Source organism: Delftia acidovorans SPH-1, assembly GCF_000018665.1.
GTDB lineage: Bacteria > Pseudomonadota > Gammaproteobacteria > Burkholderiales > Burkholderiaceae_C > Comamonas > Comamonas acidovorans.
The window spans coordinates 5,751,781-5,765,218 of the sequence record NC_010002.1 but is presented as its reverse complement, the minus strand read 5'-3'; the positions used below and the strand labels follow the sequence as shown (position 1 = coordinate 5,765,218).

Here is a 13,438-nt window from a genome sequence, read left to right as displayed (position 1 = left end):
TGCCAGGATGGTAGCAAGCCTGGGCTCGGTCAGCGCCTGGCGGATTGGCATCTACCCGGTGCTCACTTGCCCCAGCAGTCAGTAACGATGGTGCCTGTCGTGGCTCCGTTGGCCCCACGCAAGCCGCTTTGCGTCAAGGTGTAGTTGCCGCACTTGTCGCCTGTCTGGGCGCCCTTGGGGGTTGCCGTCAACGTGAAAGTTCTTCCATCGGTCGAGTTCAGTGAGATGTCGTATCGATTGGAAGGCACCGTGGCAAGCGCGCTGGGAAATGCTGCGGTCAGGGGGTAGGTCCCCGTGGCCGTGGAAGCCCTTTCAAGCCATTGCGCCGCCTGCAGAAGGCCTGCCCTGGCCTCCGCGCGGTGCCCGCGACGTATGTACTCGGAGTAGCTCGGTATGGCAATGGCTCCAAGAATTCCGACAACCGCCACGACGATCATCAATTCGATGAGAGTGAAACCCTGATTTTTTCTTTTCATGATGATCGTGTTAGTAGAACGAGGCATGGTCATTTGACTTGGCGCCAGCTGGGGCGCAAGGACTCTTCTGGCATTGGAGCCAGAGGTTCTTTGTTGTTCTTGGCGTCGATATCCAGAATATTCTTTTTCTGTGTGATCAGGTTGTGCGATCCCTTGCTGACCCGGGCTCGCGATACACCTGAATCATCGCTGTTGTATTTTCCATCCTTGTTCATGTCCACCAACTGTACCGTGGGGCGAAGGCCATCCATGATATTGATCATGGTGCGGTATTGACGCTCTTCATCTACGGACGTGGATTCGCAGCTTTCCACGCTGACATCCACATTCGATCCCTTGGCGGGTACTTGGGAATACATGACCAGAATATTGCTGCCATCGTAGAACTCCATGGGCTTGAGGAGCCGCTCTCCGATGGCAGGCATATCCATATACCAGCCATTGAAGTCGCCCCATGTGGTAACGCCCAGCTTGTCAACAGAATCGACGGTGGCGAAATCACCATTGCCGAGTTCGGTGATGGTCTGCTTGGCCAGCTTGGCGGCTGTCACCCCGACGCCCCATGCCTTTGGCGTGGGTATGCAATCTCCGCCCCGGCTGCAGGAAGCATCGCCTGGGTGGACTTCGATCAGCGTCCTGGTGTCGTCTGTGAACCGGTAGCGGGTTTCGTCAAGCACAGAATACAGGGTTTGTACCTGGACATTGTTGGGATCGTCCTTCGTGACGTTACGCCCCGTTCCGAAAGCTACCATCATTCCTCCTACGCGAACGATTTTTACGTCCTTGCCTGAACCCTTCATGGTGCGATCATTGGCCTGCACAGTTGGTGCAACCGTGATGGGCTGAACATTCGTGCGCAGAGAGGAATTCAGTGCGGTCGGTCCTCTTGCCGTGAAAAGAGGCTGACCACCCAGCGCCACCTGCCACTTGCTTGGGCGAGCGCTCGTGATATCGAACTTCCAGAGATTGCCGAGGTTGTCTCCTGCATAGGCCACGTCTGGGCGGCCATCTCCATTGATGTCGACCAAGCGGGGGGCGGAAAGCCCATTGTCTGCAGCCAATCCCGTTCCGGGGACATCGGCCGTGACCGGGATGCGCAGCAGTTCCTGGTTACCGTCCAGGTACTGGATCAACAGCACCGGCCGCTGGCTGGCGCTGTTGTATCCGTTGCCCATCACCACGGCCCAGCGCCCATCGTTCATGGTGGTGATCTGCGTGGTGCGCATGGGGTCATTCTCATCCAGCACGGGGCGTGCGGTGATATGCCCGATGTCCCTGTCTTCAGCCACTTCCTGGGTGCATGCCGCAAGCTCGGCCGCACTGATGCCTGTCAAGGGGCATGTCGGCGTTTCCGACGCATCCCGGGTCCGGTCCAGCTTGACGAGCGCCTGGGCATTCGCCTCGGAAAATCCGGGTGTTCCTCCACTGAGATTTGCGCTGTCTGGATTGGTCACGTCCAGTACAAAATAGCCTTTGCCGCCGGCTCCCAGAGTACCTACCAGCAAGGTTCGCCAGAAGGAGTTCGATCCGGAGCTCAAATAGACATCCCCGGTCATCGGGGAACCATCGACAAAATATCGATGGCTGGTGTTGAAGGTGGGGTCGGCGAGAGACTTCAACGAGGGAATGACGCCTCTGGGGACATAGGCAATCTTCTCGCTGCCATCCACGGCAGAGAATCCATGCAGCATGCCATCGTTGCCTCCGACATAGATCACGGCCGGACGGGAGCTTCCGCTCACGAAGCTCAGATAGCCCGGAAGGGCATAGTTGCTGGACGGCGTTCCGGTAAACCAGACGACAGAGTTGATGATGTCGCCCTGGCGGCTTTTGCGCTCGCGAAAAGGGCTGCTCGTCGTGTAGCCGCTGGTTTCAGAGCCCTCGTAGCGCCGATCACCACGGACATAGTTGAGAATATTCTCGCCTTTGGTCCCCGTCTTGGCGGTGACATCGTTGGAGTTCAGGCCGAGTGATGCCTTTTGCGCACTGCTGAGAAGGGAATCATCGGTGGCCCACTTGAATGGCACGCCACCCCTATATCTGTTGGAGTCCCATTTGTTGCTCCATGTGAGAATGAGGCGGGTATTGATATCTGAGATGGCATCGAGCTTGTCGGCCGTATTCTTTCCTCCCCAGCTTGCGGTCGAGACGGTCGTGCCGTCTTTCTGCACGGTTTCCGCCGTGACGAAGCCTTTCCAGTAATTCTGCGGCTCATAGGCGCCGGTGAACTTGCCGACGTCGTTGCGCGACGCATTGGAGCCGCTGGTGGCCGTGGATGTCAGGTCGGGGTCTGTCTGCGTGTTGATCTGACCGAAGATTTCTCGGAAGGCCTTTTCCAGGTCTTCCCCTTTCTCCACCGCATAGAAACGGCCGCGGCCGTTCAGGGCAGCGTGCCAGAGGTCCAGAGCATTGCGCGACTCTGTGCTGGCTGTCAGATTGGGCCAGGTGGTGCTCCCCTTGGCCAGATCCGGAAAACTGCCGTCATAGCCGAATGGCACCATCTGCGTCGGGCGTGTAATGGATGGATAGCTCCAATCGAACGCCATTTTGCTGAAGCCAATGGTGTAGGTGACCATGTGCGGCCAGGTGGCCGGGTTGTAGCGGGGGTTCCAGTAGCGATCCAGCGTGACGGAACTGCCGCTGTCGTTGGTGAATGTTTCCACGGACGGAGCCTTGCGGTAGTCCGCGGTCGGCTGCATGGTGCCCGTCAATCCCGTGGTCTGCATCGGGGTGGCCCAGCTATAGAAGGCCCAGTCGGCCAGGGTGGTGCCCGTGGATGTGTCGCGGTAAAGGGCGGACTTTTTCTGGTCGGCCGCGCCACTGCCGCCGTACACCATGTTGTCGCTGAGCGTCAGGTTGGTGGCATTGTCCCGTCGAGTGCTATCGGGGACACCCGTGGCGGTTCCGTTCCAGCGTCCGTCGGTCATCATGATGTGGTAATTGCGGCGGCAGGCAAGATAGGGAGCTCCCGTATTGCCTGGATCGCTGGCCCACGGGCTGTTCTTGCTGAGTCCGCGTCGCATGTAGCTGTCGGCCTGGCTGAACATCAGATGCGATGGAGTGCCACCGCCAGGATTCAGGTTGCTGATGAAGGAGATGAAGTTCGCACGATGCGTGCTTTGCAGCGGGCGCATGGAGTTCGTATTCATCTGGGCACTGTCCACATTGTCGGCATTGGACGAGTTGCCGTTGTTCCACATGCCTTGCCATGCCAGCCGGATTTTCTTGTCGGGCAGCAGCGTCGTATCACGGAAGATGCCGCCGGATCCGTTCTTTCCGACGAGTGCATACTTGAGGACGTTGACACGGCGGCTAGTCATCGGCCAGGTGCCATCCGAATTGGGCTCGGTCTGGCTGCTGGCGCCACTGGCGCTTTCCATATCGAGCCGAAAGTTCATGCTCCCTGAATCATCGATGGAAATGATGACGTTGGGAGCCACATACGGCTCCTTGGTGCCGGGGGGCGACTGTGCCAGGTCCAGGGCCCAAGCGCCTTGCGGAAGCAGGGCTGCCGCAGCGGCACAGGACAGCAGGGTGCGGGAGAACAGCTGATGAGGGATAGGGGGCTTGCGTTTCATGTCTGCGCCTCTTGATGTTTGTGCCGAGTGGTCGGATTCGCTTGCGGGTGCGGTGACTGGGCCGTGGGCCACCTAGTTCTTGCGCTTTTGCTGTGCATAGGTCTGCTGCAGAACCACCATGGTGTTGGGCTTGCGGCCATAGGCCAGGGCCGTGATGCGGTACACCACGTAGGGCTTCAGGTTGAGCGACAGCAGGTTGGTCGGGGTGTCTGCGATAAGTCCCATGTTCTTGGTGTTCAGGTAGGGCAGCACCTCGATCCAGTACCAGCCGCCGCGATCGGCCGCGCTGGTGTCGGCCAGGATGGGATTGGCGGGCTTGCTGGTGGAGCCCAGCGAGGCGCCTGTGTACTGGCCATATCGGGCCCCCACTCCTGCCGTGGTCAGCTGCGCCAGTGTGAGTCCCAGCCTTTCGTCGCTGTTATTCCAGAAGTCCTGTTTGTCGCCGCGCTTGCCGCAAAGGCCCTGTGAACAACCGGTACCCAAAGAGGACAATAGAGGGGCGATCTCCTGGGTTTCCAGCGGAATCTTGGCCGTGGTGCTGGTGCGGCACACATTGTCCTGACCCGTGCAGACAGTGCCGTCGGCCTTTTCGCCGCGAATGTCGAGTTCCGCATCCTGCAGCAGCGCCTGAGCGGCCTCATAGGCGCGCTGGTAGTCGGCATCATTTCCGACGACAAGCTCGTTGAACAGCGATGTGCGTGACGCCCAGAGCGCCAGCAGCATGGACAGCATGACGAAAATGATGACGACGAACAGCGCGACACCCCGCTGCTGCCGAGAGGCATGGTTGGCAGTCTTGCGATGCATTGCTGGCTTTCTCGTGAATTCAGAGCACGGAGCCGATCAGGCCCTGGCTGCGCAGTTGGAAGACATTGCGATAGGCAATGTGCATGCGCCGGTTGCGCTGGCCGGTGAGCGTGGTCATGTTGACGGATGTGCCGTCACAGCCGACATAGCTGCTGCCCGCCGGCAGATCGATGGGCTCATTGCCATAGAGGACCAGGCAGACTTCCACGCCCCGTACCTTGCTCCACTCCACTGTCGTCCAGGCATCGACGTTGGCCGATGGAACATACTGGATGCCCGGCGAGCCAGGCTTGGTGTTGTCCTGGATGAGATAGCGGACCTGGAAATCGGCCACGTTCTGTACCAAGGTCTGCGCGGCCGCGCCATTGCCACTGCATTGCAACTGGCTGCCGCTCAGCTGAAAGACGTTGTCTATGCGCTGGTCTGCACTGCTGTTGGCTGGCCCGCCCACGCAGTTGCGCGCCTGGGACTGCTCTGCGGCATCTGTGTAGACAAGTTCCTTGTAGCGGCGATAGCCGACGGTCAGGGTGGTGGGCGTGGCCGTTCCACTGACCGTATTGAGCGACGGGTCAAACTCCAGGCCGGAGTCGCTTTTAGCCGTTGTCTCGAACGCCACGGGTGTCGAGGTCACCAGGGCAGCCGCGGGCTTCTGGTTTCTGGGATCGAGGTTCAGGTACAGGGAGCCCGCCTGGCGCAGCTGAAGGCCGATGACGCGCATGGCATAGGCCGCTTGCTGCTGGATGCCGCTGGCGTCGCTGACCGTGCCGGACACGCCACGGGACACCATGAGCGCGGCCGTGGCCACGGCGACGACCAGCAGGCCGATGGCCACGCCCACCATCAGCTCAAGCAGGGTGAAGCCTTTCTGAGCCAGGGGACGGGCAAAGGCATGCCGGCGAGGCCGTATCGGCAGGTGCGGCAGGTTTGGTTTCATGATGCGGGGCGCTGCCATGATCAGAATCCTGGGCAGAAGTATTGGGGAATCGCTTCACCGCTGCCGAAGTAGGGCGCGCAACGTGCAGCCAGCGGAAGGTATTGGAGATGGCAGGTGTAGCCATCGGGGCAGGAGGTCGCTGTCGTGCCGCCTCCGCCTGAACTCAGCGTGCCATCGGCAGCCCGGACTTGCGTGGCATCGATGTTGTCCCTGTAGGCCTTTTGATTGGCCTGACTGCTGTCGGACAGGTCACGCTCGTTCTCGCGCCAGGCGACCATCACGCCGATCTGCCGGCGGTTGGCGCCGACTTCTTCACCCGGAGCAAGAAAGATGCTGGCCTGGCCCAGGGGCAGTGTGTTCTTGACCGTCTGCTTCCATACACCCAGGTCGTAGGCTGCCAAAAGCGTGCGGTTGCACGAGGCCGCCTGGCAATCGCCAGGGGCGGGCGTGGTGTTGAAATCGGCGACATAGGCGTCGGCATCCCTCAGCACGCTGGGGTTGACCTTCATGCGCTCGCCCAGATCCTCGATCAGGCGGATGGCTTGTGCGCGCCGGACCGTGGTCTGGGTATCCGTCAGCGTACGCATCTGCGTGCCCAGAATGCCCAGGATGCCCAGCGCCGCCACGACGATGGCGACCAGGGATTCGATCATCGTGAGGCCTCGTTGGTTGCGGCGCTCTGCCGGCTTGCTGCGTTGGAGTCTGTGCATGTTGCTTTCTCTAGAACGGTTCAGGAGCAGGATTCGCTGCCCTTCATCTGCACGATCCTTCCGCCCGTGCCTGTGCAAAGACGGACGGCGCTTCGGTCGCTGGCGATCTTGCCTTCGGGAACGAGCAGGAGATCCATGGCCGCTGCCGCGGTAACTCCTCCATGCGACAGCATGCCCCAGCGGTCCACGGCAATGGAGCCCGTGCTGTCGGCGAGGGTGATCTGGACGCGGCTCGGGGGCGCAGTCTGCTGCAGCACCGTGTTGCCGCTGGCCACTTGCCAGCCACACCCCCACTGGGTGTTTCCGGTGGCATTGGCGCAGCCATTGCCATTTGCGGCCTTGGCGATAGTGACGTTGCCGCCGCGCTTGAGGGCCTCGGAGCGGGCAAAATAAATCGTTGCCTGGAGATCCTCGGCAACCTGTCGCACGCGCCAGCGCTCCATCAATGGGGTGAAGCTGGGCGCTGCAAGGGCGGTGAGTATGGCCAGGATGGCGACCACCACCATCAGCTCAAGGGTGGTGAACCCTTTGCGGCGTCGGGCGGGTGCCTTGGCGTGTGTCAGCCGTTGTAGGTGCAATGCGTGCATGCGCAGATGCTAGGCATTGCACTCGCGGGCAGGTGAGCGAACCGGATGAATGGATGCGGCCGCTGGATGGATGGCGGGCCAGGGTTGTCGCAGGGGATTGTGGCTGGCCTGCGGCGCTATCGCGACCAGCATTCCGCCGCGCTGGTGCCGGTTGCGAGGTTCAGTGTCTCCCGCACACCCGTATGTGTCAGCGCGAAATCTCCACAGCGGTCCCCTATCTGTGAGCCTCGGCGCGTGGCGATCAGGGTATAGGCCTCGGTGGTGTTTCCTGAATCCAGGCTGATGGTGTAGCGCTTGCTGGAGTCGCGGGTCCAGGTCAGATCGACGGGGAGCGTGGTGGGGTAGACCCCGTTGGCCGTGGCTGCGCGCTCCAGCCATTGCTGGGCCTGCAGCAGGCCGGCGCGGGCATCGGCGCGGTGGACTCCGCGGATGTATTCGTTGTAGCTGGGCACGGCGACGGTGCCGAGGATGACTATGACGGCCACGACGATCATGAGTTCTATGAGTGTGAAGCCCGGGGGAGGAGGGTGGCGCATTGTGCGGCTCATTTCATTTGGCGCCAGCTGGGGCGCAGGGATTGCTCGGGCATGCGGGCGAGGACGTTGCGGCGGCCATCGGTGTCGTAGCCAATGGCGTGATGGCCTTTGTTGAGCAACGTCTGGGATCCCCCGGAGACGGTTGCGCGCGAGGCTTCCTGATCCGCCGTGTCGTAGACGCCGTCGCCGTTGCTGTCCATCAATGGAACACTGGGCCGCTTGCCATCCATGATGTTCATGAGCGTCAGAAATTGGCTTTCCTCGCTCACATTGCAGGCATCAGCGGGGCGGCTTATGGCTTCACCAGGACGCTTGGAGGATCTGGCGGGTATCTGGCTGTAGATCGCGAGGAGGTTGCTGCCGTCGTAGAAGCTCATCGGCTTGAGCAGGCGCTCACCTGACAGGGGAAGGTCCATGTACCAGCCTTTGTGCCGCGTCCAGTCGAGGTCGGTGGTGGAGTCCACTCGCCAGGTGCCATGGTCAATGGCCCCTTGCGTCTGATGGCTCACCGAGCGTTTGGCCAGCTCACCGATGCCGGATACGGGGGCTGGACGCTGCCCTGCAGGCAGCTTGCACTCAGAGTCCGGGTCCCCCGTGCAAGGCTGTATGCGGCCGTCCGCGAGCAGCTTGTAGCGGGTGTTGTCGAGGATGGAGTAGATGCTCTGAACCGCCGTGTTGCCAGTGTCCTGCTGGGTGATGTTGCGTCCTGTGCCGAATGCCACCAGCATGCCGCCCACAGTCACGCGTTCATTGCTTCCCGAGGGTTCTGTGGTGACGCTGTACCGGTCATTGGCGCGTACGGACACAGGGGCGGTAATGGGCTGGCGCAGTGCGCGAGAGTCCGTTGGCGAACTGCCACCCTTGGCGGTGTACAGCGGCCGGCCGTTGAAGGCCACGCCCCAAGCGGAGGAGGCATCGCTGGCGATGATGAATTTCCACAGATTGCCCTGGAGGTCGCCCGCATAGACCACATCGGGCCGGCCATCGCCATTGATGTCCACGAGGCGTGGTGCGGAGAGCCCATTGCTGGTGGTCTCCGGTGTGGTGCCGGTGGGGATGTCGCCTGTGGCCACGATGCGCAGCAGCTCCTGGTTGCCATCGAGGTACTGGATCAGCAGCACGGGCCGTTGGTTGGTGCTGTGGTAGCCGTTGCCCGTCACCAGAGCCCAGCGGTTGTTGTTCAACTGCGTGATCTGGATGCTGCGTTGCGGGTTGGCATCGTCCCGCACGGGGGCCGCAAGGATATGGCCCAGGTCCTTGTCTTCCTGGCAAGTGGTGCGCTGCCAGAGGTCGGCGGAGATGGCGCAGTCACCGGGATCGCTGTTGCGGGTCTGGGTGCGGTCCAGCAGGACCAGCGTGCCGGCGCCGTGTTCGTTGAAAGCCTCTGGGTGCGTGATGTCCAGCACAAAGTAGCCTTTGGCACCGGCGCCCGGCATGCCTGCCAGCACGGTGCGCCACTGCGGGGATGCATGGCTGCCTGAGTTGATGTCGCCGCTCATGGCAGAGCCGTCCACGAAGTAGCGGTGCCGGGTGTCGTAGTCGAGGTCGGAAAGGCGTGCCAGCCCCGAAATCACGCCACGGGGGATGTAGGCGATCTTCTCGCTGCCGTCAGTGGCAGAAAAGCCGTGCAGCATGCCGTCGTTGCCGCCCACGTAAATCATGGGCTGGCGCTTCTGCTGGGCGAGCGCATAGGCCGCGTAGCCCGGCAAAGGCGAGTTGTCCACGGGGCGGCCGGTGTGCCAGATCTGGGAGTTGACGATATCGCCCTGGCGCGAGCCGCGTTGGCGAAAAGGGTGGGCTGGGTCAGGGCGCAGCGGTTGTCCCGCAGCTTCCATGCGGCGGTCGCCACGTATGAAGTTGAACCTGTGCTTGCCCAGTTTGTCGGCCCTGCCTTCGGCATCGACGCCGAAAGACGCCTTCTGGGGGCGGTCCAGCTCATGCCATTGGAAAGACACGCCCCTTTGCAGTCTGTCACTCCAGGTCAGGATCAGGCGCTCATTGAGTACCTGTTGATCACTGAGTGCATCCAGGTGGTCAGCCGTGCTTTTGCCTTGCCAGCCGGCTGCTGCGGTGATGCTCCTGTCGGCTTGGACCGTTTCTGCGTTGATCCAGCCGCTCCAGGCGGCTTTGGCGCTGTAGCGGGCCGTGAATATGTCCACGCCTGCCTGTGCAATCACGCTGCCGTTGGAAGTGGCGGAGCTGCTGCGGCCCTTGGCATCGGCTGGCTGGCCTGTCGGGCAGTCTTCAATGGGCGTGGCAAATTCTTTGTCTTCTCTCTGTGCCAGGGAAACTGGCGTGCCTGCCTCAGAGAAACGTTGGGCCTGGCTGTTTTGCGCGGCCAGGAGTGCGGCGATCACTGCTGGCAGCAGGAGGGGGCGGAACCCAGGGTGAAAGAGGTAAGGCATGTCAGACGTTCTGAATCAGTCGCGGCGCTTCTGGCGGACATAGGTCTGTTGCAGCACTACCTGGGTGCCGCTCTTGCGGCCGTGAGCGATGGCTGTGATGCGATAGATCACCTGGGGCTGCATGTAGAGGGCCAGACGTGGAGAGTCGTTGGCTATGAGACCTGAGTTCCCTGCGCTGGCGTCATAGGGCAGGATCTCTATCCAGTACCAACCCCCTTTTCCTGTCTCACGGCTTGCCAGGATGGGATTGCTTTTGCCCTCAGAAATGGCGCCCGTGAACTGGCCGTAGCGTGCGGCTACATCGGGGGCGGTCATCTGGCTCAGCGTGATCCCTTTGGTCTCGTCCACGTTGTTCCAGAAGTCCTGAGGCCCTGTGCGCTTGGTGCACAGGGCGTCTCGGCAGCTTGTGGGGGTGGCTCGGTTCAGGTTGGCCAGCAGCAGACCTACCTGCTGGGTTTCCTGGGGAAACTGGGTGATGGTTGCAGCGTTGCGGCAGACGGATGGCTGGCTGCTGTTGGTGATGCAGGCGGCGCCGTTGGCCTGTTCGCCTCGAATGTCCAGTTCGGCATCCTGCAGCAATGCCTGTGCAGCTTCGAGGGCGCGTTGGTAGTCGGCATCGTTGCCCACGAACATTTCGTTGAACAGGGCGCTGCGCGATGCCCAAAGTGCCAGCAGCATGGAAAGCATGACCAGGGTGATCACGATGAACAGTGCGACGCCTTTCTGGCGCCGCGCGGCACAGGTGTGGGCATGCCGCATGCCTGCTGCTTTGGCGGTCATCCAGCCATCCCCTGGCTGCGCAACTGGTACACGCTGCGAAAGACCATGTGCAGGCGCCGGGTCCTGGGCGCCGGCAGCGTGATCATGTCGATGGATTCAGCTGTGCCGTCACTGCTTGCGCAATCGGTGTAGCGGCTGTCGGCGGGCATGTTGATGACTTCGATCCCGAAAAGCACCAGACAGACCTCCGCAGCAACTACGCGTGACCAGTCCTGGCCCACGGCGGCTGCGTTGACGTACTGCAGGCGTGCATCACCTTTCGGCAACTGGATCAGATAGCGCACCTGGAAGTTGGCGACGTTCTGGGCCAGTGGCTGGGCTCCCGCAGAGGGTGTTCCGGTGCAGCGCAGGGTGTTTTTGCGGGCGTCCAGCGCAAAGCGGCTCAGGATCAGGTTGTGGCTGTTGGCCTGGCCCAGGCAATTGCGCTGCAGTGAAGTTTCGATGGCCGAGCCGTGCAGCGGTTGCGTGTAGTTGCTGTAGCCCACGGTGAGCTTGTATTGAGCGCGGCCTGGCGCATCAAGGCCCAGGATGGTGTCGCGCGCAGGGTCGAAATCTTGTGCGCTCGCCTCGAATGCAACGGGGTCCGCCACGTCAACGGTGTCTGTTCCCTTTTTTGCAGACGAGAGAAGCAGCCGAAGAGACCCCGCCTGCCGGATCTGCCGGCCCATGACGCGGAAGAGATGGGATGCCTGCTGCTGCAGATGGCTGGCATCGCTGACGGTGCCGGAGACGGCGCGTGATGCCATGAGTGCGCCCAGGGCCACTGCGATGATCAACAGTCCCAGGAGAAGGCCCACCAGCAGTTCGACCAGACTCAGGCCGCGTTGACCAGGCTGCACCAGGGTTGCGTCGGCGATGCGGGTGTGCTTCATGGGCTTGCGCAGAAGAACTGGACTGCGTTGTTGGCAAGATATGGCGCGCAACGAGCGCTGAGCGCTATGTATTGCAGGTGGCAGGCTCTGCCGGTGGGGCAGGCCATGGCTTCGTCGCCGTGTGTGCCATCGCTATGGAGTCCGAGGGGTTTTTTGTCGCCGGCTTTGCTGGATTTCTCGTTTTCACGCCAGCTGATCACGATGCCCAGGTGGCGTCCGTTGCTGGTGTCGTCTGTTGCAGGGAAGACCTTGGCGGCTCCGCTTGGCAGCAGTTGATGAACGGAAGCCTTCCACAGCGCGAGGTTGTAGCTGGCCAGCGTTTCCGGGTCGCATGGTGTGGCGCTGCAGTCGGCGGTGGATTCAGGGGTGTGATCCCAATCGGATTCGTAGTTGCTCATCTGCCCGAGAGAATTGGGGTTGGCGTGGGTGCGCTCGCTGAAGTCTTCGATCAACCGGATGGCCTGAGCGCGGCGCACGCCGCTTTGGGTGTCGGCCAGGGTGCGCATCTGCAGGCTCAGGATTCCCAGAACACCCAGGGCCGTGACGACGGTGGCAACCAGGGTTTCGATCAGGGTGAAGCCTTTGGCGTGCCGAGCGTGGGTGCTTGTCAGGCGCATGGAATGCCCTCCCGGCCGACCACCCGGATACGTCCGCCGGACGAAACGCAGATGCCTTTCGCTGCAGCAGAGACGAGGCCGGCGGAAGACGGGGCGACGGCGAAGCCCATGGCGGTGAATCCACCCATTTGTCCCCATCGGTCCACACTGATGATGGCGGCGGATCTGGAGCGGATGACAAGGGTGCGTGCGGGAGTGTCGAAGCGCTGTAGTTCTTCCCGGGGATCCCAGCGCTTATTGCCATTGCGGTCAACGAACACCACCCAGCCGCAGCCCCAATCCGCGTGACGTGCAGCCAGAGTGCAGCCGTTGGTGCCTTGGGGTAGCTTCTGGATGAAGACGCCGCCCCCGCGCCGGACGGCTTCGGAGCGCGCGTATTGCAGCGTCGACTGCAGGCCCTCCACGGTCTGGCGAACGCGCCATCGCTCGATGATGAGGTGGAAGCTGGGGGCTGCCAGCGTGGTGAGCACGGCGAGGATGGCGACGACCACCATCAGCTCGATGGCCGTGAAGCCTTTTGCGCCCGGGTGGGCCTGAGACCAGGTCGATGACATGTCTTGAATCCCTCCCCGTCGATCTGCTTGCGAAGCGCTGGTTGTGTTTGCGTGCCGCTCAATCTATTGGGGTTGTTCGTACATGTCTTTCAGACAAATCTGTTTCTGTCCTCAACAATTAGGAGTCGTGCCGTTGGTGCAGGGTCATCCAGCATGACGATGCGTCAAAAAATCCAATGGTGACAAGGTATTGCCGGCTTTGCCGCTATCGAACTCCGGGGTAGGACTGTTTTTTGTTGGGGGGAACGCTCAGCGCCGCTGTCTGCCGGGTGGCGGCCGGGTATATCCGGCGCATGCCCCGGCGTTGTGCCGGCCCTGGCATTCGCGGTACAGCCGCTTGTCGCGTTGTTCGGGTGATTCCTCAGAACTGCTGCGCTGGGGTGGAACACGGACCCGCTGTCCGCCTTTTTTGCGCTTGGCGCCTTGCGCGGCCGATGTGTCGGAGCGGTGAGGGCTCGCCTGGGCCGGCAGGGCCAGGCATAGGGCTGCGACCAGGCTCAGCAGGGCGCATTGCTGCCGATGTGCGCGCCAGGTTGCAGCAGTGAATGTAAAACGCGTTGCCATGGTGTTGCCCTCCCGTGA

The 13,438-nt window shown here is 61.8% G+C and carries 13 protein-coding genes; all 13 read right to left on the bottom strand.

Annotation, left to right across the window (positions count from 1 at the left end; all coding sequences use genetic code 11):
- Positions 1-62: 62 nt before the first annotated feature.
- Complete coding sequence (locus DACI_RS26270) at positions 63-509, bottom strand: type IV pilin protein (RefSeq protein WP_012206997.1); 447 nt, start codon at positions 507-509, stop codon at positions 63-65.
- Entirely contained in the window at positions 506-4,054 is a 3,549-nt protein-coding gene (locus tag DACI_RS26265) for a pilus assembly protein (protein ID WP_012206996.1), read from the bottom strand. The genes DACI_RS26270 and DACI_RS26265 overlap by 4 nt, the downstream gene beginning before the upstream one ends.
- Positions 4,055-4,126: 72 nt before the next feature.
- Complete coding sequence (locus tag DACI_RS26260; RefSeq protein WP_012206995.1) at positions 4,127-4,861, bottom strand: pilus assembly PilX family protein; 735 nt, start codon at positions 4,859-4,861, stop codon at positions 4,127-4,129.
- Between the two features lie 19 nt (positions 4,862-4,880).
- The gene (locus DACI_RS26255) at positions 4,881-5,795 is read right to left on the bottom strand and encodes a PilW family protein (protein WP_050771897.1); all 915 of its coding nucleotides are present in this window, start codon (positions 5,793-5,795) and stop codon (positions 4,881-4,883) included.
- A gap of 20 nt (positions 5,796-5,815) precedes the next feature.
- On the bottom strand, positions 5,816-6,505 hold the full coding sequence (gene pilV, locus DACI_RS26250; RefSeq protein WP_043782677.1) for a type IV pilus modification protein PilV: 690 nt from the start codon (positions 6,503-6,505) through the stop codon (positions 5,816-5,818).
- A 20-nt stretch (positions 6,506-6,525) separates the two neighbouring features.
- Positions 6,526-7,092: a GspH/FimT family pseudopilin gene (locus DACI_RS26245; protein ID WP_012206992.1), complete on the bottom strand. Its 567-nt coding sequence runs from the start codon at positions 7,090-7,092 to the stop codon at positions 6,526-6,528.
- Between the two features lie 116 nt (positions 7,093-7,208).
- Complete coding sequence (locus tag DACI_RS26240) at positions 7,209-7,628, bottom strand: type IV pilin protein (protein ID WP_080518225.1); 420 nt, start codon at positions 7,626-7,628, stop codon at positions 7,209-7,211.
- A gap of 8 nt (positions 7,629-7,636) precedes the next feature.
- The gene (locus tag DACI_RS26235; protein ID WP_225971003.1) at positions 7,637-9,787 is read right to left on the bottom strand and encodes a pilus assembly protein; all 2,151 of its coding nucleotides are present in this window, start codon (positions 9,785-9,787) and stop codon (positions 7,637-7,639) included.
- 261 nt (positions 9,788-10,048) lie between these two features.
- Positions 10,049-10,813: a pilus assembly PilX family protein gene (locus DACI_RS26230; protein ID WP_012206989.1), complete on the bottom strand. Its 765-nt coding sequence runs from the start codon at positions 10,811-10,813 to the stop codon at positions 10,049-10,051.
- The gene (locus tag DACI_RS26225) at positions 10,810-11,685 is read right to left on the bottom strand and encodes a PilW family protein (protein ID WP_012206988.1); all 876 of its coding nucleotides are present in this window, start codon (positions 11,683-11,685) and stop codon (positions 10,810-10,812) included. The genes DACI_RS26230 and DACI_RS26225 overlap by 4 nt, the downstream gene beginning before the upstream one ends.
- Positions 11,682-12,302, bottom strand: a complete 621-nt coding sequence (gene pilV / locus DACI_RS26220; RefSeq protein WP_012206987.1) for a type IV pilus modification protein PilV — start codon at positions 12,300-12,302, stop codon at positions 11,682-11,684. Before pilV (DACI_RS26220) ends, DACI_RS26225 begins: the two co-directional genes overlap by 4 nt.
- Positions 12,293-12,856: a GspH/FimT family pseudopilin gene (locus tag DACI_RS26215; protein ID WP_012206986.1), complete on the bottom strand. Its 564-nt coding sequence runs from the start codon at positions 12,854-12,856 to the stop codon at positions 12,293-12,295. The genes pilV (DACI_RS26220) and DACI_RS26215 overlap by 10 nt, the downstream gene beginning before the upstream one ends.
- Positions 12,857-13,105: 249 nt before the next feature.
- The gene (locus DACI_RS32860) at positions 13,106-13,420 is read right to left on the bottom strand and encodes a hypothetical protein (RefSeq protein ID WP_012206985.1); all 315 of its coding nucleotides are present in this window, start codon (positions 13,418-13,420) and stop codon (positions 13,106-13,108) included.
- Positions 13,421-13,438: the final 18 nt, after the last annotated feature.

Bases quoted from the DNA above. Each gene is read 5' to 3' on its own strand.
- DACI_RS26265 (WP_012206996.1), bottom strand. From the start codon at position 4,054: ATGAAACGCAAGCCCCCTATCCCTCATCAGCTGTTCTCCCGCACCCTG.
- DACI_RS26245 (WP_012206992.1), bottom strand. From the start codon at position 7,092: ATGCACGCATTGCACCTACAACGGCTGACACACGCCAAGGCACCCGCC.
- pilV (WP_012206987.1), bottom strand. From the start codon at position 12,302: ATGCGCCTGACAAGCACCCACGCTCGGCACGCCAAAGGCTTCACCCTG.
- DACI_RS26215 (WP_012206986.1), bottom strand. From the start codon at position 12,856: ATGTCATCGACCTGGTCTCAGGCCCACCCGGGCGCAAAAGGCTTCACG.
- DACI_RS32860 (WP_012206985.1), bottom strand. From the start codon at position 13,420: ATGGCAACGCGTTTTACATTCACTGCTGCAACCTGGCGCGCACATCGG.
- DACI_RS26240 (WP_080518225.1), bottom strand. From the start codon at position 7,628: ATGCGCCACCCTCCTCCCCCGGGCTTCACACTCATAGAACTCATGATC.
- DACI_RS26260 (WP_012206995.1), bottom strand. From the start codon at position 4,861: ATGCATCGCAAGACTGCCAACCATGCCTCTCGGCAGCAGCGGGGTGTC.
- DACI_RS26225 (WP_012206988.1), bottom strand. From the start codon at position 11,685: ATGAAGCACACCCGCATCGCCGACGCAACCCTGGTGCAGCCTGGTCAA.
- DACI_RS26255 (WP_050771897.1), bottom strand. From the start codon at position 5,795: ATGAAACCAAACCTGCCGCACCTGCCGATACGGCCTCGCCGGCATGCC.
- DACI_RS26270 (WP_012206997.1), bottom strand. From the start codon at position 509: ATGACCATGCCTCGTTCTACTAACACGATCATCATGAAAAGAAAAAAT.
- pilV (WP_043782677.1), bottom strand. From the start codon at position 6,505: ATGCACAGACTCCAACGCAGCAAGCCGGCAGAGCGCCGCAACCAACGA.
- DACI_RS26230 (WP_012206989.1), bottom strand. From the start codon at position 10,813: ATGACCGCCAAAGCAGCAGGCATGCGGCATGCCCACACCTGTGCCGCG.